Raw genomic sequence first — 18,475 nt, forward strand, 5'->3', positions numbered from 1 at the left:
CGGTACCGAATCCGGTACCGGGCACAGAATAGCTGGTGAAACTAAGAAGCCTGCTGTTCGCGCTTGGCGGCTTCGCGTGCGAGCATGCGATCGCGCTGTTCCTCGAACTTCGTCGCGTTGGCGGCAAGGGTCTCGAGGAAGGCCGCCAACTCTTCGCGCGTGTTCTCGCCTTCGGCACTGAAATCGTTGCGCTCGAAGATGTTCCACTTGCGCAAGACGGGCCAGACGACCTCGTCGAGGTGCTGGCGAAGGTCGTAGATGCCGTGCTTGGCCATGAGAGCGCCGTTACGACGGAAGTTAGGCATGCCGGCGCCCGGCATCTGGAAGTTCTGGACGATGTTCGCCACAGCCTTGAGAGCCTGATCGGGAGCAAGATCGAGCGCGGCGGCGCAGATGTTGCGGTAGAAGATCATGTGCAGGTTCTCATCAGCGGCGATGCGCTGAAGCATCTTGTCGGCAATCGGCTCGTCGCAAGCCTTGCCGGTGTTGCGGTGGCTGACGCGCGTCGCGAGTTCCTGGAAGGTCACGTAGGCGACCGAGTGCAGCAGGCCGGCGTCGCCCTCGTCGATGGGTGCGCTGTAACCGTTTGTCATGTGTTCCATGCGGAAGCGCTCGAGCTCGACGGGGTCGACTGCGCGCGTGACGACGAGGTAGTCACGCATCACGATGCCGTGACGGTTCTCCTCGGCGGTCCACCGGCCGACCCACGTTCCCCAGGCGCCGTCCTGCGAAAAGTTCTCGGCGATCTCGCGGTGGTACGAGGGCAGGTTGTCCTCGGTGAGCAGGTTGGTGATCATCGCGGCGCGAGCTACCTCGCCGAGCTGTGACTGCTCGAGACTCCAGTCTTCGCCGCCCATGGCTGCGAAGTTACGACCCTCGTCCCACGGAACGTAGTCGTGTGGATGCCATTCCTTGGCCATGGAGATGTGGCGGTTGACGTTCTCCTCGGCAACCGGCTGCAGCTCTTGTAGCAGCTCCAGCTGCGTCAGAATCCTCGTCATTTCTTGCCTCCATGTTGAGTGAATGCGCGACTTCGCCCCAGCCTACGGCACCGTAGGTTTGAAAAGAATGGCATGAAAATTGCTCCCCTCGAGGGATGTTACCGATCCGTAGTTATCCGGGGGCACTTTCACTACCAAGTCGTTCTTTCGACGTAGTCGCGGAACGTCCGGGCGGGATCGGACAGCTCGCGGCTCTTCGACCAGATCAGCCCTATTTTTCGCTGGGCTCCTTCGATCGGTACGTAGACGACTCCTTCGGCCCAGATCGGTGGATCCTGAACCGGCATGACCGAGACACCGAAGGACGCGGAGACCAGTCCGCCGACCGTTGCCAGCTCGCTGCTCTCGAAGACGAAATTCGGCGTGAATCCTGCGGCCGCGCACAGTTCATCGAGAATTCTTCGCATCCCGAAGTTCGGATGCATACCGATGAACGGTTCGTCGGCCGCGTCCGCAAGCTCGACCGAATGCAACTTCGCAAAGCGATGATCAGCCGGAACAGCCAATGCCAGTGACTGCTGGGCGATCTGCATCCATGCCACCTGCGGATCACGCGGCTGCGGCGAGACGACGGCCAGGTCGGACGTGCCGGCGGCAATTCTGTCGACCAGGAACTGCGCACTGTCCTGATGCAGTTCGAATCGCACTCCGGGATGCTCGACGCGGTATCCGCGCAGCATGTGCGGCACCAACCAGGTGCCGAACGAGTGGAGGAAGTCGAGCCGGACCGTGCCGCTTTCGGGGCTCGCCAGCGACTGGATTTCGCTCTGCGCCGCGTCGAGTGAGTGAAGAGCGGTGCGAGCGTGTCGGTAGAGGATCTCGCCGTACCGGTTCAGTTCGAGCCGGCGTCCCTGACGGTCGAAGAGCGTCACTCCGATCTGTCGTTCGAGGCGTGCGAGTTTGCGCGAGAGCGTCGGCTGCGACAGGTGAGTCAGATCCGCGGTAGCGGTCACCTGTTGGGTTTCGGCGAGAACGACAAACCATTCGAGGTCTTCGGTCAGCATCACGAACCCAATCTATATACCTATGACGCATATAGAACTCCAAGTTTATGCATTTTCTTTTGTCGAAGCGCGGCGGGAGGATTCTTACCGGAGGTAAGCGATGCCTGGAGGTATGTGGTGACTGTCGAGAATGTGATCGAATCCGAAGTGGTGCCGCTTCGCCGCGGAACACCGGGGTATCGCACGGTGACCGTTGCGTTGTTCGCGGCCGGGCTGTCGACATTCATCTCGATGTACGCGGCACAGGCATTGCTGCCTGCGTTCGCCGAAGGCTTCGACGTCTCGCCCGCGGTGTCTGCACTTTCGGTCTCGGCGACGACGGGCATGTTGGCGTTGGCGATCATTCCGGCCAGTGCGCTCTCCGAGCGGTTCGGTCGCACACGGGTGATGATCGCGTCGGCGTCGGCATCCTGTGTGATCGGTTTGCTTCTGCCACTCAGTCCGACGATCGAGGTTCTGCTGATCGGACGCGCGGCGCAAGGCTTGGCTCTGGCAGGGGTCCCGGCGGTGGCGATGGCCTATCTGGCCGAGGAGGTCGATCGGAAGGACCTCGGTGCAGCGATGGGAAGGTACGTCGCCGGCACGACGATCGGTGGGCTGATCGGACGGCTGGTTCCGTCGGCCGTCGTCGATTTCAGTACGTGGCGCTGGGCATTGGTGACTGCGGCCTTGCTGTCAGCGTTGTTCGCGCTCAACATGATCCGGAAGCTCCCCGCGTCGAAGTTCTTTCGCCCGCAACCGGTGTCGGTGCGTGCGATCGCGTCGAATCTACGACGCCACCTTGCGAACCCGTCGCTGCGCGCGCTTTTCGCCTTGGGGTTCATCCTCATGGGCGGATTCGTCTCGATCTACAACTTCCTCGGGTTTCGGCTCACGGCAGCACCTTTCGTACTTCCCGAAGCACTTGTCGGCCTGGTCTTTCTTTTCTACCTCGCCGGAACTTTCACCTCAGCGGTAGCCGGCGGGGCCTCGGACCGGCTGGGTAGGCGCAGTGTTCTGCTCGGCTCGGTTGTTGTCATCGGTATCGGGCTGGCACTGACCGTTCCGGACAATCTGGCGTTGACTCTCGTGGGGATGCTGCTCTTCACCGGAGGATTCTTCGCGGCACATTCGGTGGCCAGCGGTTGGGTGGGGCTGATCGCGACCGATCACCGGGCCGAGGCGTCGGCGTTGTATCTGTTTGCCTATTACGCGGGTTCGTCCGTGGCGGGCGCCCTCGCTGGTCTCGCGTACGCGGGCGGCGGTTGGGGTGGGGTCAGTGCCTTTGTGGGCGCGCTGCTGTTGGTTGCGTTTGCATTGTCGCTGAAGATGTTTCGATCTTCGACGGTTGATTGAACAGAGCACTGCGGCGACCCCGAACGGGATCGCCGCAGTGCGTTCTGTCTAGCGTTTTACTTCTTGCCGCCGCCGAGGAGGCCGCCGAGCAGGTCTCCGAGGCCGCCGCCACCGGATCCACCCAGGATGCCGCCGAGTGCGCCGCCGATGCCGCCGCCGGAATTGCCGCCGCCGCCGAGAATTCCGCCGAGGAGATCCCCGAGCCCGCCGCCACCGGAGGCCTGAGTCTGCGCGCCGGCACCGCCACCGGTGAACTGCTTGGCGAGGTAGGCCAGGACGATGGGAGCGAGGATCGGCAGCAACTGCTTCACCAGATCGTTTCCACCGCCGCCACCGACACCGCCCAGTGCGCTGGCGACCTGATCGGTGTTGCCGCCGAAGATGTTCGAGACGATCTTCTGACCGTCAGCGGTGTCGACTTTGCTGATGTCGACGCCGTCGTCGAGAAGGCTGGTGTCAGCGTGCGACTGCAGCGCACTTTCGAGTGAGGCTGCGCCTGCGGGATCCTGAGCGTTGGCGCCGAGGCCACCGACGAGGGTCGGAAGTGCAGTCTTGACCGCCGATTCGGCAGTTGCCTGGTCCACGCCGAGTTGCTGCGCGATCTGGTCGATGGGGATCTGGGATAGAAGGTCGTCAAGCGATGCCATTGATGCCCTACCTCTTCTGGGGTACTACTCGTCAGTACCCGGCTGTTGCAGACACTAGTGAATGTCGGCGTCGACGGTAACCCTCCGGTTGCCGAGCGGTCAGGCTCGGGTCTTCTCGCGGGGGACCAGACACGCTAGGAGAGCGAGAATCAGTCCGCCGGCCGTCAAGATGAATCCTGTCTGATTTGTCAGGATCGTGGAGTAGTTTTCCCTGATGACATTGTCGAATTGATCGTTCACTCGGTAGTAGAACGTGCCCAGAGTTCCCAATCCCACGATGATTCCGATCCACGCTGAAATACGAGAACCGAACAAAGCGGCGATCAGAATCAATACGGCTGCAGCGAGCAGAAGTATCGCCATCGAACGGTAGAAGGTCACGGACTGATCGCCGAGTTGCTCGATTGCCCACCCGGCCGGAAAACCGTCCCGCAGGTCCTCGAGGCGAACGTTGTTGGGTTTGACCCCGGCCAGTACGTACATGAACGAGCCGACGGCAACGGCGATTCCACAAATGAGCAGAACCAGATGAACTAACGTGCGCATGCCACTCTCCCTGTGTTCGGAGTTCGGTAACGCGGTCGTCGCCGAGCCTAGCGGTGTCGCGGGTGTCAAGCTCGGTATCGAGCGTGCAGAATCGTCTCCATGCCCGACAACATGCGTCGACTCGAAGAGATCTCGTTGTCCCTGCCGGAGGCGGAGCGCGTCGACATCGAAGCGTGGGACGGTCACCCGACCTTCCGGGTCCGCGGCAAGAACTTCGTGTTCTGCAACGTCGAAGCCACCTCCTTGACCGTCAAGTTGAGCAAGGAGGAAGCCGAAGCGGTGGTTGCCACCGAACCAGGTGCAAGCGCTGCCGGCTACGGTCTCGGTCGCCACGGGTGGGTTGCGCTCGACATCGGCACCGACGTTTCCGAGGAGAAATGGTCGCAACTGGAGGAGTGGATCTACACCTCGTTCACCCTCGTTGCTCCGAAGCGGCTTGCCCGGATCGTTCTCGATGCGGATGAGGAACGCCCGTAACGGATAGATTCGTCAGTACAGACGCCGACTAGACGAGGATTTGTCATGACGACACCGGAAACTTCACCGGCCACCGAAAAACCGGGCATGCCGCCGTGGGCGAAGAAGGCCATCGGGATCGCAGTGATGGCGGTGGTCCTGGTCATCGCTTACTTCATCCTTGCCGCCTTCCTTCCGCGTTGGTGGGCGCAGCGAATTGCGTCGTTGGCGAACGGCAGCTTCAGCGCCGGAATCGCGTGGGGACTGCTGTTCGGTCTCGTCTGCACCCTGGTCCCGCTCATCTTCTTCCGAGCGGTCTGGCAGGTGCGCAAGCGCAAGCATGCTCGAATCATCCAGATCACGGCTCTCGCGTTGGGTGTGATCTTCGCGCTGCCGAATCTGCTCTCTCTGACAGTTGTTCTCGGCAACAACAATGCAGCGCATGCGGGCGAGCGGATCCTCGACGTCGACGGCCCCGGTTTCCGCGGAGCCTCCGTTGTCGGTGCAGTCCTGGGCGTTGCGTTGTTCCTGGGTCTTGTTGCGCTCGGCTATATGTACAAAAAGCGTGGCAAGGATCTCGACAAGATGCGCGGTGAGCTCAAGCAACACGAGCCGCAGAGCAAGGGCGAGGCTCCAGCCCCGGAAATCTGAGTCAGCTCTTCGACCGAGTACTCAGGCCGACACCGACTCCGACGGTTCCCGCCGCCACCAGTCCGGCGAGCGGGACCGCCCAGTGTCCGGCAAATGTGCAGGCGAGAACCAGGATTGCGCTCACCGGTAGAACAGCCTGCTCGATCCTGTCACGCTTGAAGTGTCGTGAGTGCATGAGCCACACGAAGATCAGGAACATCGCGGCGGGGATCGTGACCGCGGCAGATGCTGCGAACGTCGAAATGTGCGCCTCGCCAACTGCTTCCTCGACGGCTACTTCGATGCCGGCGCCGATGGCCGCAGCGGATCCGAATACGAAGTAGTGCCCGTATCCCCACAACAAGACGGCGCGATTGCCTTGGTCTGCGAGGTACTCGTGGATGGGGACGGCGAAGTAGATCCACAACGCGGAGAACACGATCAGAACTCCGCCGACAGCAATCGGAATCAGTAGGTCGGCCGCGTCGAAATCACGAATGCCGGATTGGACCGCGATGGTGGCGGCAGCAATGGTTTCGCCGAGCATGATGATGGTGAAGAGGCCGTAGCGTTCGGCGATGTGTTGCGGGTGCCACGGCGTCTGGTGGTTGCGCTCGGCGATTGCCGGCACCGCGAGTTCGGCGATCATGAGAACGAAGAAGCCGGGTATCCACGCCGACGCCGGCATCAGGAGCAGCACGATCCAGCCGGCCTGGACGATCACGAGCCCGGCGGCGTATTGCAGAGCAGTGGTTCGCGCTGCACCGGATTCACCGCTGGCGGCTCGAAGCCATTGGCAGGTGAGCGCAATTCGCATGATGAGGTAGCCGACGATGGCCGTCGTACGGTCGGTTCCGTCGAACGCATCGGGGATTCCGGCGGCGAAGACGAGCACGCCACAAATCTGTACGAAGGTCGCGACCCGGTAGGGGACGTCGTCCGTGTCGTAGGCAGACGCGAACCAGGTGAAGTTCACCCACGCCCACCACAGCGCGAAGAAGACGAACATATAACCGGCGATGCCGTCGACGTAGTGGCCCTCGGCAACAGCATGCACCAGTTGAACTCCGGCCTGTGCGGCCGCAACCACGAAACACAGGTCGAAGAACAGTTCGAGTGGCGTCGATGCGCGATGGTTCTCGTCGCGGCTGCGTGCGCGCATCCGGATGATCGGCATAACGGCCCGGCCGTGGCCCGCGCCTGTACTGGTGTGTTCTGTCATCGTCCCCACCTTGCTCCGACGTCTAGTGCAGGAGCGCAGTCTAGGTCGAATTCCGTCGGGTCGACGAATGAGACATTTCGCCCCTCACCACACGAGAACGGGTTTGATGACGCGCCCCGACGCTTGATCTTCGACGGCTTTGTTGATGTCGGCGAATGCGTAGCGCGTCACCAAGCGGTCGATCGGAAATCGGCCACCAGTGAAGAGTTCGACGAGTTCGGGGATGAACGTCGAGACTTCCGACTCTCCTTCGATGCATCCTCGAATTGTCTTTCCGCTCAGCATGATGTCGGCCATGTTCACCTCGACCGTGGATGCTCCGAGTCCGACTACTGCCAGTGTTCCCCGTGCTCGAAGTGATGTGACGGCTTGATTGATCACGGAGCCGATTCCGGTGGTGTCGAGGGAATGCGTCGAACCTCCGTCGGTGGCGGCGCGGACCGCGTCGAGCGCATCTTCATTCGAGGGATCGACAGTGACGGCGCCGAATTCCTCGGCGAGTTCGCGCCGCTGCGCAACGGGGTCCACGGCGACCAGGGTGGAAACGCCGGCAGCCCTCGCCGCCAGCAGCGCTGCGAGTCCGACGCTGCCTGCCCCGAAAACGGCAAACGTCGAGTCGGGCTCGGGGCGAAGTAGATTCAGCACGGCACCCGCGCCGGTTTGAAACCCGCAGCCGAGCGGAGCCGCGACGGTCAGGTCCACCGCAGGATCGACGACGACGGTGTTGTCGGCAGAGGCGATGACGTATTCCGCGAAGCTGGACTGGCCGAAGAATGCGGACCGTATCGGAGTTCCGTTTCGCCGGACCGGCGTCGAGCCGTCGGTGCGTGCGCCAGAGCTGTTGAGCCCGTGTGAGCTTTCGCAGTACGCCCGATGGCCGCTGAGACATTGCCTGCATACACCGCAACTGCGGTAGCTCAGCAATACGTGATCACCAGCCGCGATGTTGTCGATCGACGAGCCAACGGCTTGCACGACGCCGGCGCCTTCGTGTCCGAACACGCAGGGCCCGAGCTTTTCCGGTAGCACCGTCTTCGTGAACAGATCCGTGTGGCACAGGCCTGTCGCGACGATGCGAACCAGGATCTCGTCTGCGCGGGGTTCGTCGATCTCGACGGTGTCGAGTGTGAAGGGGGAGTGCGGGCCGTGTGAGAGCGCCGCTGTCATCTGCATGGCGGACGTCGAATTCTGTTCGGCGCGAATCACGCTCGCTCGAGCAGGAAGTAGTAGTGCTGTCCGCCGTCGAGAACCAACGCCGATTTTCCGTTCATGATGCCCATGAGCGTCGAATCGTCGACTTTCTTGAAATGGTCGAAGATCGGCGCGCCGTCGTAGACCATCGTCGCCGTGACTTCGCCACGAAACTCGATGTTCCACAGACTTGCCTCGCCATTGCCGCTCTTGACGTCGGAGTAGAGGTTGCCGTCTTCGTCTCGGCAGATCAATGGCTTTGCATCCTCGACGGAATTGAAAGTCTTGCCGTACCAGCGGCTCGCGAACAGCTTTTCGTGCAGACGATGACCGGTGGCGAAGTCGTCACCCTTCCATTCGCCGAGGATTTCTTCGGCGGCGACGGTTTCCAGCGCGGCCCACACTTCGTCGAGTTCTGCTGGTGAAACACCACTTTCCGATCCACGGAGCCGGGTGAATGCGGTTCGAGCGTCATCGAGATTCATGTCTCTCCTTGCGTCGGCGGGTGAGTTGGCCGAAGTTCGCGAACCAAATTGTTCGTCAACTCTGCACGCTACGCCGAACCGGATGGTTCGGCAACGGTCGATTCGTTCTAGGCTGTGAACATGCGCTCAGCAGGGGAAGCCACGAGAGACCGCATTCTGGCGGCCGCAAAGGACGAATTTGCGACGTACGGCCTGGCCGGCGCGCGGATCAATCGGATCGCCGCGCAAGCGCGTGCCAGCAAGGACCGTCTCTACGCGTACTTCGCGAGCAAGGAAGAGTTGTTTTCTGCCGTCACTGAGCAATGGACGTCCGAAACCACAGCGGAGACAGCACTACGAGGTGATGATCTGCCAGGGTATGCAGGTCGACTCTTCGACAACTACGTAGCGCATCCCGAGAACGCTCGATTGCAGCAATGGGCGGATCTCGAAGCACCGGACGTCATGAGCGAGGACGACATACGAAGCAAGACGCTCCGGCCGAAGGCAGCCGAGATTCGCAAAGGCCAACTCGAGGGACACATCGACCCCGAGTGGAATCCCGCGGAGTTGATTCTGTTGATCACCGACATTGCCCGGATGTTCGCGCTCAAGTCGTCCCGTCCCGTCGCTCAGCGTCGCGAGGCTGCGGTCGGGGCGGTTCAGCGGTTGATCGCGACGTGACGAACCCGATGTGCAACGTGATCAATGGCCAACGCCGCGTTCCCTTGTGCTCTCGCACGAGGGGACGCGGCGTTGAATTCCAGTTCGGAGCGGGTCAGAGCTTGACCGACGGCTGACCACTCCTGATACGACTTACCTCGGATCGAGCGAATTCGACTCGGCCGGTGTTGGTTCCGTGGGAGTCTGCCAGAGCGTCGGCGAGGTCTGCCGCGGCTTCGAGGACGTATTCGGCGCGTTTACGGGCCGCGTGTCCGCCTGCAGATTTGCGGAAAGCCCTGCGTGCCTTGTGGTCGCCGCACAGAGCGACGAATTCTTCGTCCGTGATGACACCACGGTCGACTTCCGGTGTCAGGATGTCGCTCAGGAACTGGCGTTCACGTGGAACCGTCATTCGAAACACGCGGACCACGAGGGTCAATGCGGCGGCGACCATGACAAAGAAGAGCGGAAAGAGAAGTGCATTCTTGCCTTGTGTCAAGGCACCGGCGGAATCCCACAGGCCGTGGAGCAGCATCGCGGTCGCCATCAGCGCGAGTCCGCGCCCCACACGACGCGGTTCCGCCGGTCGTCCCAGTAGATAGACGAGTCCGGCACCGAAGATCGCACTGTACAGAGTGTGTGCGGCCACTCCGAATACCATGCGGAGGATGATCGTCGGCATCGCAGCGCCGACCGGATCGGCTCCGAACTGCGACGCGGCCGAGTTCAAGGCGTACAGAACGTCTTCGAAGATCTGGAAGCCGAGTCCGATGAAGGCGCCGAGGATGAATCCGTCGAATGCGGTGCGCACCAATCGAGATGCCAGTGCGATGAGCAGGAGCAACCCGATGCCCTTGGCGATTTCTTCGGTGAACGGAGCTGTCAGGCCGGGGCCCCAGTCCGATGCCCACGCCTGTCCGAATGTCTTGGCGTACAAGGACAAGATGGCGTCGTTGGCGTTTGCGGCCATCACCCATGTAGCGGCGAAGCTGCCCCACAGGAACGCAACGACGATCAGTTTGACCGGTTGGCGCGCGTACCTGTCGATGTGCTGCGTGAACCACCAGAAGATGGCGCCGTACACACCGAACAGCACCAGCGAAAGCGCGATGGCTTCTCCGTAAGCGCCGGCGGACGACGACAGCAGCGAGAAGAATTTGAAGGCGCCGCTCACCACCAAAGCGAGGTAAACCCAGAAAGCGGCGTTGCGCGGCTGGTAGAACGTGAACGACCTACCCCAACCGGAGTTCTCGATCGCACCGGCGCGGGTGAGGAGATCGTTTGCGGGTTGTGTTGTGGGAGTGCTCATCAGGAACCCTCTCCGGCTCGGTGGCTGATGCTCACGATCATGTGAGCAATGTCGTCCGTGATGGTCGGAGCCACATCGCTCGGCCCGGTGGAGACAACTTCGATGCCTTTTCCGTCGACGACAAATGCTGCGATCACGCCGTCGGCAGTCGAGTTCGAGTAGCTGGTGATGACACCACGAATGCCGCTCGCCGTGGTGATCGAGGAAGAGTCGCCGCTGACGCGCAAAGACTCTGCTGTTGCCAGGGCGTCCGAGGTCTTCTTGATCTGTTCGAGTAGGGCGTTCGCGTCACCGGCGAAGGGTGCCGTGTAGACGGTGAACAGTGCACCGCTGTTCACCAGAGTTGCGCGCTGCGGGAACGAACCGGAGACGGGAGCATCAGTTTCGCGGACCCCGTCTGTGATTCCCCAGCCGACGGCGGGAACGAAGGTGATGCCGTCTTTGAGTTCCATGACATCCCCGGCCACGACTTCGTCGTCGTAGGCGACAGAGTTGTTGACGGCCGGGATGAGGATGCTCATGACTATCGCAACGGCCAGCACTATCGCTGCCGGGATGATGGTCGCTCGGTCCAGGCCGAACCATCTACGGTCGACGGGAACCCAGCGATCCTCGGGTTCGAATGGCGTCCGCGGCGGGTCGTCCCGCACTGTGGTTTCCGTTTCGGTCATGTTTGCCCGGGCTTTCGTGAGTGCTTGGTAAGGCGTTCGCGGGCCGCAGTATCCAATTTGTACTGCACGCCGTTTGTGCTGGGTCGACAGCGAATCTGAGGAGTGCGCCTCAGGGGGTAAAAGTACCAAACAGAACGATTCAGGCAGGACGTGAACCTGGACATCGCTTTGGGGGAGTTTCGACAGGCGCCGGCCCCGGCGTCTGCACGATGTTTACGTGATTCTCAGTATTGGTGCGTAGCTTGGTCGTTGGCTCGTTGACGCCCTCGGGATGTTGACGTGCCGCCCAAACTTTTGTTGTCGACTGTTCAGATACTGGTGAGCTAAAGGATCGCGGCCGGCCACCCGTACTGAATATCGTCGACACTCAGCGTGTTCCTTCGGCGCGCGCACCTGTTCAGTATCTGGAGTGGAACCGTGTCTCAGTGGCCGTGCCAATGAAGATCTCGAAGAAGGTAGCCCTGGTGCTGGTGGCTGCATTCGCGTTGACGTTGGGTTCGGCGGAAGTCGGAACCGCCCGCGCAGACACGTCTGTCCGGGTGAGTGTGGCCGGTCATGTTGTGAGCGCTGGACACTTCGAGCAAGTGCGGCGCCCCAACCGGTGTGTGAAGGCTGGGCCGGGGAAGTCGAAACCGAGCGAGCAGAAGTCCAAGAATCGCAGTGGGCGTCGAGGTAGCGGGGGATGCTTCTGACGGTGGTTGCGAAGTTCCGCAATCAGCCGTCCTGAATCTGTAACACGTTCTAATCTTGCGTGATGGACGTGACCTATGAGGGGACCAAACGCGAAGTCGCTACCGACAAGGGGACTTTGCGTTATCACGAGGCGGGCGATGGTCCGCCGTTGATCCTGTTGCACGGTTCAGGGATCGGTGTGAGTGGTTGGCGGAACTATCGGGGGAACCTCGAGGTATTCGCGAAGCATTTCCACTGCTACATCCTCGAGTTCCCGGGTTTCGGCGTGAGCGATCCCGTCGACGGCCATCCGGTGATCACGGCAGCGTCGTCGGTGATCCGATTCATGGACGCGCTGGGAATCGAATCGGCTGCGATGATCGGCAATTCGATGGGTGGGGTAGTCGGCGTCAACGTCGCGATGAGGTTCCCGGAGCGTGTCTGCAGGCTGGTCACCATCGGTGGCGTCGGCCCGAACATCTTCAGTCAGAACCCAAGTGAAGGTACCCGTCTCCTGCAGGACTTCGCCGACGCTCCCAGCCGTGAGAAGTTGGTTCGATGGCTCGAATGCATGGTGTACGACAAGACTGTCGTCACCGAGGCGCGGATCGAGGAACGATGGGAAACGGCCAACGATCCGGCCTCGCACCAGGCATTGACCGCGATGTACGGATCCAAAGCCTTTGCCGCTCAGCAGCAGATGATGTCCAACTCGGATGTGCCGCCGTACTGGTCGATGATGCACAAGGTGCAATGCCCGACCTTGCTGACATGGGGGCTCGACGACAGGCAGTGTCCACCGGACATGCCGATGATTCCGATGCGACTGATTCCGAACGCCGAACTGCATGTATTCCCGAACTGCGGGCACTGGGTGATGATCGAAGCCAAGGAGGCATTCGAGCGCGTGACCCTCGAGTTCCTGCTTCGATGACCTGCTGATGCGATGACCTGCTGATGCGATGACCTGCTGATGCATTGATGTGGCACGAATTGATGTGGCATGAACGCACAAGACCCGGCGCCTCTGAATGAGGCGCCGGGTCTGTGTTTGTGCCCCCAGTAGGACTCGAACCTACGACCTGCGGATTAAAAGTCCGTAGCTCTACCAACTGAGCTATAGGGGCGCGGCGCAGAGTCTAACGGGACCGCAGAGTCCGTGAAAACACCACCCCCACCAGAAGGGCGATTCCGATGACGGCGATGGTCCCGCCCGTGCGATGCAGACCCGCGTCGTCGATGGTTCCGCGCATGGTCAGCTCGATGACGACGGCCGCAAGGTTGGCGCCGATGTACTGGATTGTTCGGTAAAGGCCGATCGCGGTCCCGACGTCGGCGGAGGTGGTCACCGAGTTGATCAGGTTCTGGTTTCCCATGTTGTTGAAGCCGTTGGGGATGCCCAGGATCGCCGCTATGAGCAGGAGTGCCACAAGGGGAGTCGAACTGGATTCGACAAAGGCGATCAGAATCCCGCCGACAGCCAACGCGGCGGTGCCGATCAGGAGGGTGATTCGTGCGCCGAATTTCCCGTACACCCTGGACGCGGACATGGTCGCGAAGATCCCGACCGCAGCGACGGGCAGCATGAAGAGCCCGGCGCTGATCGGTGACATTCCGCGGGCTACCTGTAGCCACTGGGGGAGTCCGAAGAAGATGCAGTAGAACGCTGTGTAAGTCAGCAGGGTCCGGCCGAGAGTCATGCTCAGTGCGCGGTTTCGGGCGATGGCACGGACGTCGATGAACGCCGAGGCGGTTCGACGTTCCCACCAGACGAACAGGAACGCGAAGAGTGCGGTCGACGGGACGAGATACCACTTCGCGTGCTCGGCGAGAGACAGGAGAAAAAGCATCGTCGACGTCGTCAGGGCCAGAAACAGCGTGATACCGAGTGGGTCGAGAGACTTGAACAACGCAGCGGCGCCGGCCCGGTCGGGCAGGGCGGAGTCGCTCGGAGCGGCGAAGAAGACCCATACGGCAGTGACGACGACAAGCGGGAGGTTCACCCACATGATCGACTGCCAACCGAGTGTGCCGACCAGCAACCCGCCGAGAGTAGGCCCCAGCGCGACGACCGATTGAGCGCAAATGGTGAGTGTTGCTATAGCTGAACGGGTTTGAGCCCGGTGACGGTCAGCGTATTCGCGGATGACGGTCATCGCATTCGGATACTGTGTCGCCGTGCCGATTCCGAGCAGAATCCGCGCCGCGATAAGCCAACCCAGTGACGGGGCGAGCGAGCCGAGGATCGATCCGGCAGCGATCAGACCCAATCCCGCCAGATAGACGCGTTTGGCGCCGAGGATCGATCCGAGTCGCCCCGCCGCCGGTGCCGTGACTGCAGTCGCGATGTAGAGAGCCGAGATGACCCACGCTGTGCCCGAACTGGAACCGAAGTATGTGGCGATCGGGACGATTGCCACCGCAATCATCGACGAGTTCAGTGCCTGAAGAACGGTTCCCGAACCGAGAGCAAGACTCAGTTTCAGGGGAACGGAGGCTTGGGGTGTCGACGTTTCGGCGACTGCGGTCACGGGTTCATCAGTGACTCCTCTGATATCGATGTCGATGCTGGGGACGCGCCCTGGCCTAGTCTGCGCAGGATGCGGCCGGCGATCAGCAGCAAGTCACGCTCGGCTTCGGTGCACTCGGCGTCGATGACCTCGGCCAGCCACTGCGTGCGTTTCGTTCGGTCTTCGTGAAGGGTCGATGTGCCTAGTTCGGTCATCGTGACCAGGGCCGCGCGGCCGTCCGATGGATCCGCCCTTCGCGTGACCATGCCCTGTTCCTCGAGCGCGGCCACGGTCTTGGCGATGGATTGCGGTGTGACGCGCTCGAATTTCGCCAACGCTTTTGCGGTCAACGGACCTTGTCGGTCGAGGTGGCCGAGAGCTTGGATCTGGCTCGGCGTGAGTTTGTGGTCGTGGCGTTTGGTGCGAAGACGCCGGACGAAGGCACCTAGATCGTCCCAAAGTACGTCGATCTCGTCCCGAGCCTTGCTGCGACCCTCGCCATCGTTCATTTAGACAGCCTAACTGTGTTATTTCGATGCTGCCAGCACGGTTTCGACAAAAACTGGGGAATAAACAATCGCATTAGTTGTTTAAAACCTTGGGATTGCCGTTCATCCGTCGGCGAAGCAGTTCCGTCTGCGAGGTCGGATTATCGGAATCTCGGACACGAAAAAGCTCGGATGCGCACCCCCTGCGGCGCACCCGAGCGGCCAAAACCATACCACTTGGTGTCTTTTGGGCATAAAGTCGGTTGTTGTCCCCCGAACAGCCGATTGCCTCTAGTACTTTTGGCGGGTATCGCTCTAGTCCTTACGTAGGGTGTGTTGGAGGGGATATTGTGAGGTTTCGGGGGATGACAGGCGCCGATCACGGCGATTCTGCGTACCAACTCTGCGAGAGGCACAACACCGTAAATGGCACGTCAACAAGAGCGTGCGCGGCGTACCCGCGCCGCCCTGGTCGAAGCGGCTGCAGTCGAATTCGCCAAGCGCGGCTATGCAGCTGCGTCGGTGAACACGATCCTCGAGGGCTCCCGCGCCACCAAAGGCGCCATGTATTTCCATTTCCAGTCCAAGGAAGAGTTGGCGCGAGCGGTTCTGACCTCGGCTATCGAAACCTTCACTGGAATCACTGATCGTTGGGCCAAGAGAACAGACCTCGATCCATTCGTCGCTTTGCACGGGCTCGTGCTCGACATTGCCGAGGTCTTCCGTGCCGAGGTAATCGTGCAGGCGGAATTTCGGCTGATCATCGAGCCCGAGTTCTACAAGGATGTGCAATCGGGTGGCGGGCAGGTCTGGGGAAAGACCGCCTACGAGTTGGCATTGCGTGCCAAGGGCGACGGTTTGCTCCGAGAAGACGCCGACCCGGACAAATTCACGCGCGTACTGGCAGCAAGCCTTGCCGGCCAGCGGTACATGGCGGACTTGATTGCCTCGAGTGGGGATCTGGGTGTGTGGTTCGAGGAGTCCCTCGAAGTGGTGCTCGAAGCCATGGCCACACCGGAGTGGTTGGAGAAGTTTCATCGCGACGGCTGGCCACAAGTGGAGTTCCCCGACGCGGAATAGTCCACTTTTCGCCCATGACCAGGCGATTTGTGATTTCCGAACGCTGTGCCATAAGCTATCCAAGCTCCCAACGGAACGCCGTTGGGGTACTAGTTCGGAGAGATCCGGCGGGCCCCCTTCGTCTAGCGGCCTAGGACGCCGCCCTTTCAAGGCGGTAGCGCGGGTTCGAATCCCGTAGGGGGTACGTTTTGCGAAAGCGAAACGATGCAGTATGGTTTGACCCGCACGACACGCTTTGAGATGCACAAATGCCAGGCCAGGACAGTGGTTTGGGAGCGGCTCGAAGATGTAGTACGGTTTCACAGCAAGGAAAAAGCAAGGCCCTGTGGCGCAGTTGGTTAGCGCGCCGCCCTGTCACGGCGGAGGCCGCGGGTTCGAGTCCCGTCAGGGTCGCAAAGCTTTGTTCTCAACCAATTGGTTGAGAACAAAGCAATGCGATAGGCATTCGGTTCGGGTGCCGTCCGGCCAGGTAGCTCAGTTGGTACGAGCGTCCGCCTGAAAAGCGGAAGGTCGCCGGTTCGATCCCGGCCCTGGCCACCATAATTCTTATCGACAAGCTCCAATCTCATGTTCTTCGAACATAAGGTTGGAGCTTTTTCGTGTTCGGATGTCAGTCGCCGTCAACCACTCGGCCCGATCATCTCAGTTGTGCGCATCCTTTGTCTCCGTGAATGTTTCCGGTCACCGGGAACGTGCTGGGCGTCACTCCACGGAGGACATCACTATTAGCCGATTGCGGCCGATCCGTGGCTGCGTCTACTGGAAGTGAGGTGGAATCTCCGTGTCGCACTCGAGATCTTGGCGCATCGGGAAAGTCAGCCGGGTCGCCGTCGCGTTGCTCGGTACCGGGGTTCTGTTGGTGGGCTGCGCGAGCAACGGTGACGACAGCGGGACCGATACGACGAACACGTCGGGGGACGTCGTGACCGGCATGGTCAACGAGCAACCGGACCCGGGCGACGCGGTCGCCGGCGGGACCATGACGTACGGCGTGCAGGTGCTCGTTCCCTCACTCGACCCGACCAAGACGGCAGCGCGCGGCGGTTCCGGCGGTGAGGCCTTCGCTGCGGTGTACGACGTCCTGATGAGTTACGACACTGCGAGCGGCGAGTTCGAGCCCAAGTTGGCTCAATCGCTCGATACCAGCGACGACGGAAGCATGTGGACGTTGAAACTTCGCGACGGTGTGAAGTTCAGCGACGGTTCCGCGCTCGACGCCAACGCCGTGATTGCAAGCATCGATCGGTACAACGCGGGCAAGGGCAATGGCGCCGAGTTGTGGCTGGCTTCGGTGGAATCGGCGCAGGCAAGCGGTCCCACGACGGTCGACTTCAAGCTGAAGACGCCGTGGATGCGCTTTCCGTCGATGCTCGCTCTCGGGCACGGGATGATCGTCGCCCCGAGTTCGCAGCAAGGCGACAAGTTCACCGCGGTGGGTGCCGGACCCTTCACCGAAGATCTCTTCACACCGAGCGTCGAGCGAATCTTCAAGGCCAACCCGTCCTACTACGGCGGTGCTCCCAAGCTGGACAAACTGCGGATGGTTGCACTCAACGGTCCGCAGGCCAATCTCGAATCATTGAACAGCGGTCAGCTCGATGTTGCCTACATTCGCGGCCTTACTTCGGCGATCAATTCCGCCAAGTCCGCTGGTTACCCCGGCTACATCGACGTGCTCAACGCCGGTAGTGCCGAGATTGTCAACAATCGTGAAGGCCGACCGGGCTCGGATGTTCGCGTCCGCCAGGCGATCGGCTACGCGCTCGACACGACATTGATCGATCAGCGCGTGGAAAACGGTGAGGGACTGCCTGGCTCGGAGTTGTTCGGTCCGACGTCGCAATGGCATGTGGACACACCGGGTATTGCCTACGACCCCGAAAAGGCCAAGGAGCTTCTGAATCAGGCGAAGGCAGACGGATACGACGGCACTCTCGACTACGTCGTGCTCAGTGAGCCCAAGGACCACGCGATCGGCCTCGCCGTGCAGTCACTGTTGCAGGCCGTCGGGTTCGAGGTGAACTTGATCTTGGCCAACAACGCCGGCGACATCGTGCAGAACGTCTACGTCAAGCACGATTTCGACCTCGCGCACGCGGGCATCGGAATGTACGAGTCGATTCTCGATCTCGGATTGTTCTCCACGACCAACAGCACCTCGATGGCGAATACTGCTGGATATGCGAACCCGGCGATGGATCAGCTGATCGCAGATCTACAACAAGCCAAGGATAATTCGTCGACCCTGGCGATCATCGGCAAGATTCAGACGCTGTGGAACGAGACGGTTCCGTCGGCGCCGATCGGCGGGCTCACGTCGTTCTGGGCTTGGCAGAAGAACGTGCACGGTGTGGTTCCGACTGCAACCGGCATCATGCTGTTCGATCAGGCATGGATGGGCGCGAAGTAGCGTTCCAGCGCACACCGAGAGCCCCGTCCGACGCGAGTCGGGCGGGGCTCTTTGGTGTCTACGTCGGCTAGCGTTGCGCAACCCTTTCGATCAGGATGATTGTATTGAAATATGTTGTAGGTCAATATGATTCGTAAAGTGCGATTTGACTTGTTCAGCGTCGCCCGCATAGATTG

Annotated in this window: 19 protein-coding genes and 4 tRNA genes; 11 read left to right on the forward strand and 12 right to left on the reverse strand. The window is 61.1% G+C overall.

Features of this window, described 5'->3' with window-relative positions:
* Nucleotides 1-41: 41 nt before the first annotated feature.
* Nucleotides 42-1,001, reverse strand: a complete 960-nt coding sequence (locus RE4_RS04760) for an acyl-ACP desaturase (protein WP_003940492.1) — start codon at nt 999-1,001, stop codon at nt 42-44.
* 131 nt (nt 1,002-1,132) lie between these two features.
* Nucleotides 1,133-2,008 carry a LysR family transcriptional regulator gene (locus RE4_RS04765; protein WP_021332119.1) on the reverse strand — a complete coding sequence of 292 codons (876 nt, stop codon included), beginning with the start codon at nt 2,006-2,008 and terminating at the stop codon, nt 1,133-1,135.
* A gap of 114 nt (nt 2,009-2,122) precedes the next feature.
* Here RE4_RS04765 and RE4_RS04770 point away from each other — a divergent pair, with 114 nt between their 5' ends.
* Nucleotides 2,123-3,340, forward strand: coding sequence for an MFS transporter (locus RE4_RS04770; RefSeq protein WP_060938089.1), 1,218 nt, complete (start codon nt 2,123-2,125; stop codon nt 3,338-3,340).
* Between the two features lie 56 nt (nt 3,341-3,396).
* On the opposite strand, the gene RE4_RS04775 is transcribed toward RE4_RS04770, so the two are convergent.
* A complete protein-coding gene (locus RE4_RS04775; protein WP_003940105.1) occupies nt 3,397-3,987 on the reverse strand; it encodes a DUF937 domain-containing protein in 591 nt (196 codons plus the stop codon).
* Nucleotides 3,988-4,086: 99 nt separating this feature from the next.
* On the reverse strand, nt 4,087-4,533 hold the full coding sequence (locus RE4_RS04780) for a hypothetical protein (protein WP_020970602.1): 447 nt from the start codon (nt 4,531-4,533) through the stop codon (nt 4,087-4,089).
* 99 nt (nt 4,534-4,632) lie between these two features.
* Between RE4_RS04780 and RE4_RS04785 the strand changes: the two genes are divergently transcribed.
* A complete protein-coding gene (locus tag RE4_RS04785; protein WP_007733864.1) occupies nt 4,633-5,010 on the forward strand; it encodes an MmcQ/YjbR family DNA-binding protein in 378 nt (125 codons plus the stop codon).
* A 45-nt stretch (nt 5,011-5,055) separates the two neighbouring features.
* A complete protein-coding gene (locus RE4_RS04790; RefSeq protein ID WP_019745075.1) occupies nt 5,056-5,640 on the forward strand; it encodes a hypothetical protein in 585 nt (194 codons plus the stop codon).
* Nucleotide 5,641: 1 nt separating this feature from the next.
* On the opposite strand, the gene RE4_RS04795 is transcribed toward RE4_RS04790, so the two are convergent.
* From RE4_RS04795 to RE4_RS04805, 3 genes are all read right to left on the reverse strand, one after another.
* A complete protein-coding gene (locus RE4_RS04795; protein ID WP_078377362.1) occupies nt 5,642-6,841 on the reverse strand; it encodes a low temperature requirement protein A in 1,200 nt (399 codons plus the stop codon).
* 84 nt (nt 6,842-6,925) lie between these two features.
* Nucleotides 6,926-8,014 carry an NAD(P)-dependent alcohol dehydrogenase gene (locus RE4_RS04800; RefSeq protein WP_060938264.1) on the reverse strand — a complete coding sequence of 363 codons (1,089 nt, stop codon included), beginning with the start codon at nt 8,012-8,014 and terminating at the stop codon, nt 6,926-6,928.
* Nucleotides 8,015-8,043: 29 nt separating this feature from the next.
* On the reverse strand, nt 8,044-8,517 hold the full coding sequence (locus RE4_RS04805) for a DUF4334 domain-containing protein (protein WP_019745072.1): 474 nt from the start codon (nt 8,515-8,517) through the stop codon (nt 8,044-8,046).
* 120 nt (nt 8,518-8,637) lie between these two features.
* Here RE4_RS04805 and RE4_RS04810 point away from each other — a divergent pair, with 120 nt between their 5' ends.
* Nucleotides 8,638-9,180 carry a TetR/AcrR family transcriptional regulator gene (locus RE4_RS04810; protein ID WP_060938265.1) on the forward strand — a complete coding sequence of 181 codons (543 nt, stop codon included), beginning with the start codon at nt 8,638-8,640 and terminating at the stop codon, nt 9,178-9,180.
* Nucleotides 9,181-9,274: 94 nt separating this feature from the next.
* Here the strand turns inward: RE4_RS04810 and RE4_RS04815 are convergent, their stop codons facing one another.
* Together RE4_RS04815 and RE4_RS04820 are read right to left on the reverse strand one after the other, a co-directional pair.
* On the reverse strand, nt 9,275-10,468 hold the full coding sequence (locus RE4_RS04815; protein WP_060938091.1) for a PrsW family intramembrane metalloprotease: 1,194 nt from the start codon (nt 10,466-10,468) through the stop codon (nt 9,275-9,277).
* Nucleotides 10,468-11,139: a hypothetical protein gene (locus tag RE4_RS04820; protein ID WP_046379179.1), complete on the reverse strand. Its 672-nt coding sequence runs from the start codon at nt 11,137-11,139 to the stop codon at nt 10,468-10,470. Before RE4_RS04820 ends, RE4_RS04815 begins: the two co-directional genes overlap by 1 nt.
* Before the next feature lie 425 nt (nt 11,140-11,564).
* Here RE4_RS04820 and RE4_RS30985 point away from each other — a divergent pair, with 425 nt between their 5' ends.
* Complete coding sequence (locus RE4_RS30985; protein ID WP_127160015.1) at nt 11,565-11,831, forward strand: hypothetical protein; 267 nt, start codon at nt 11,565-11,567, stop codon at nt 11,829-11,831.
* A gap of 62 nt (nt 11,832-11,893) precedes the next feature.
* Nucleotides 11,894-12,745 (forward strand): alpha/beta fold hydrolase, encoded by an 852-nt coding sequence (locus RE4_RS04825; protein WP_047889850.1) that lies wholly within the window; start codon nt 11,894-11,896, stop codon nt 12,743-12,745.
* Nucleotides 12,746-12,865: 120 nt separating this feature from the next.
* Here RE4_RS04825 and RE4_RS04830 read toward each other — a convergent pair.
* The 3 genes from RE4_RS04830 to RE4_RS04840 all read right to left on the reverse strand — a co-directional run bounded on the left by RE4_RS04830 (nt 12,866) and on the right by RE4_RS04840 (nt 14,830).
* Nucleotides 12,866-12,938 (reverse strand) — tRNA-Lys (locus RE4_RS04830).
* 12 nt (nt 12,939-12,950) lie between these two features.
* Entirely contained in the window at nt 12,951-14,342 is a 1,392-nt protein-coding gene (locus tag RE4_RS04835) for an MFS transporter (RefSeq protein ID WP_060938092.1), read from the reverse strand.
* Nucleotides 14,339-14,830 carry a MarR family winged helix-turn-helix transcriptional regulator gene (locus tag RE4_RS04840; protein ID WP_060938093.1) on the reverse strand — a complete coding sequence of 164 codons (492 nt, stop codon included), beginning with the start codon at nt 14,828-14,830 and terminating at the stop codon, nt 14,339-14,341. The genes RE4_RS04835 and RE4_RS04840 overlap by 4 nt, the downstream gene beginning before the upstream one ends.
* 405 nt (nt 14,831-15,235) lie before the next feature.
* On the opposite strand from RE4_RS04840, the gene RE4_RS04845 reads away from it, so the two are divergent.
* The 5 genes from RE4_RS04845 (at nt 15,236) to RE4_RS04865 (ending at nt 18,299) form a co-directional block, all read left to right on the forward strand.
* Complete coding sequence (locus tag RE4_RS04845; protein ID WP_060938094.1) at nt 15,236-15,889, forward strand: TetR family transcriptional regulator; 654 nt, start codon at nt 15,236-15,238, stop codon at nt 15,887-15,889.
* A gap of 111 nt (nt 15,890-16,000) precedes the next feature.
* Nucleotides 16,001-16,073: transfer RNA gene (locus tag RE4_RS04850), tRNA-Glu, on the forward strand.
* A gap of 135 nt (nt 16,074-16,208) precedes the next feature.
* A tRNA-Asp gene (locus tag RE4_RS04855) sits at nt 16,209-16,282 on the forward strand.
* A 70-nt stretch (nt 16,283-16,352) separates the two neighbouring features.
* A tRNA-Phe gene (locus RE4_RS04860) sits at nt 16,353-16,429 on the forward strand.
* A 241-nt stretch (nt 16,430-16,670) separates the two neighbouring features.
* Nucleotides 16,671-18,299, forward strand: a complete 1,629-nt coding sequence (locus tag RE4_RS04865) for an ABC transporter substrate-binding protein (RefSeq protein WP_060938095.1) — start codon at nt 16,671-16,673, stop codon at nt 18,297-18,299.
* The last annotated feature ends 176 nt before the right edge of the window (nt 18,300-18,475 follow it).

The organism is Rhodococcus erythropolis NBRC 15567, from assembly GCF_001552595.1.
Taxonomy (GTDB): domain Bacteria; phylum Actinomycetota; class Actinomycetes; order Mycobacteriales; family Mycobacteriaceae; genus Rhodococcus_F; species Rhodococcus_F erythropolis.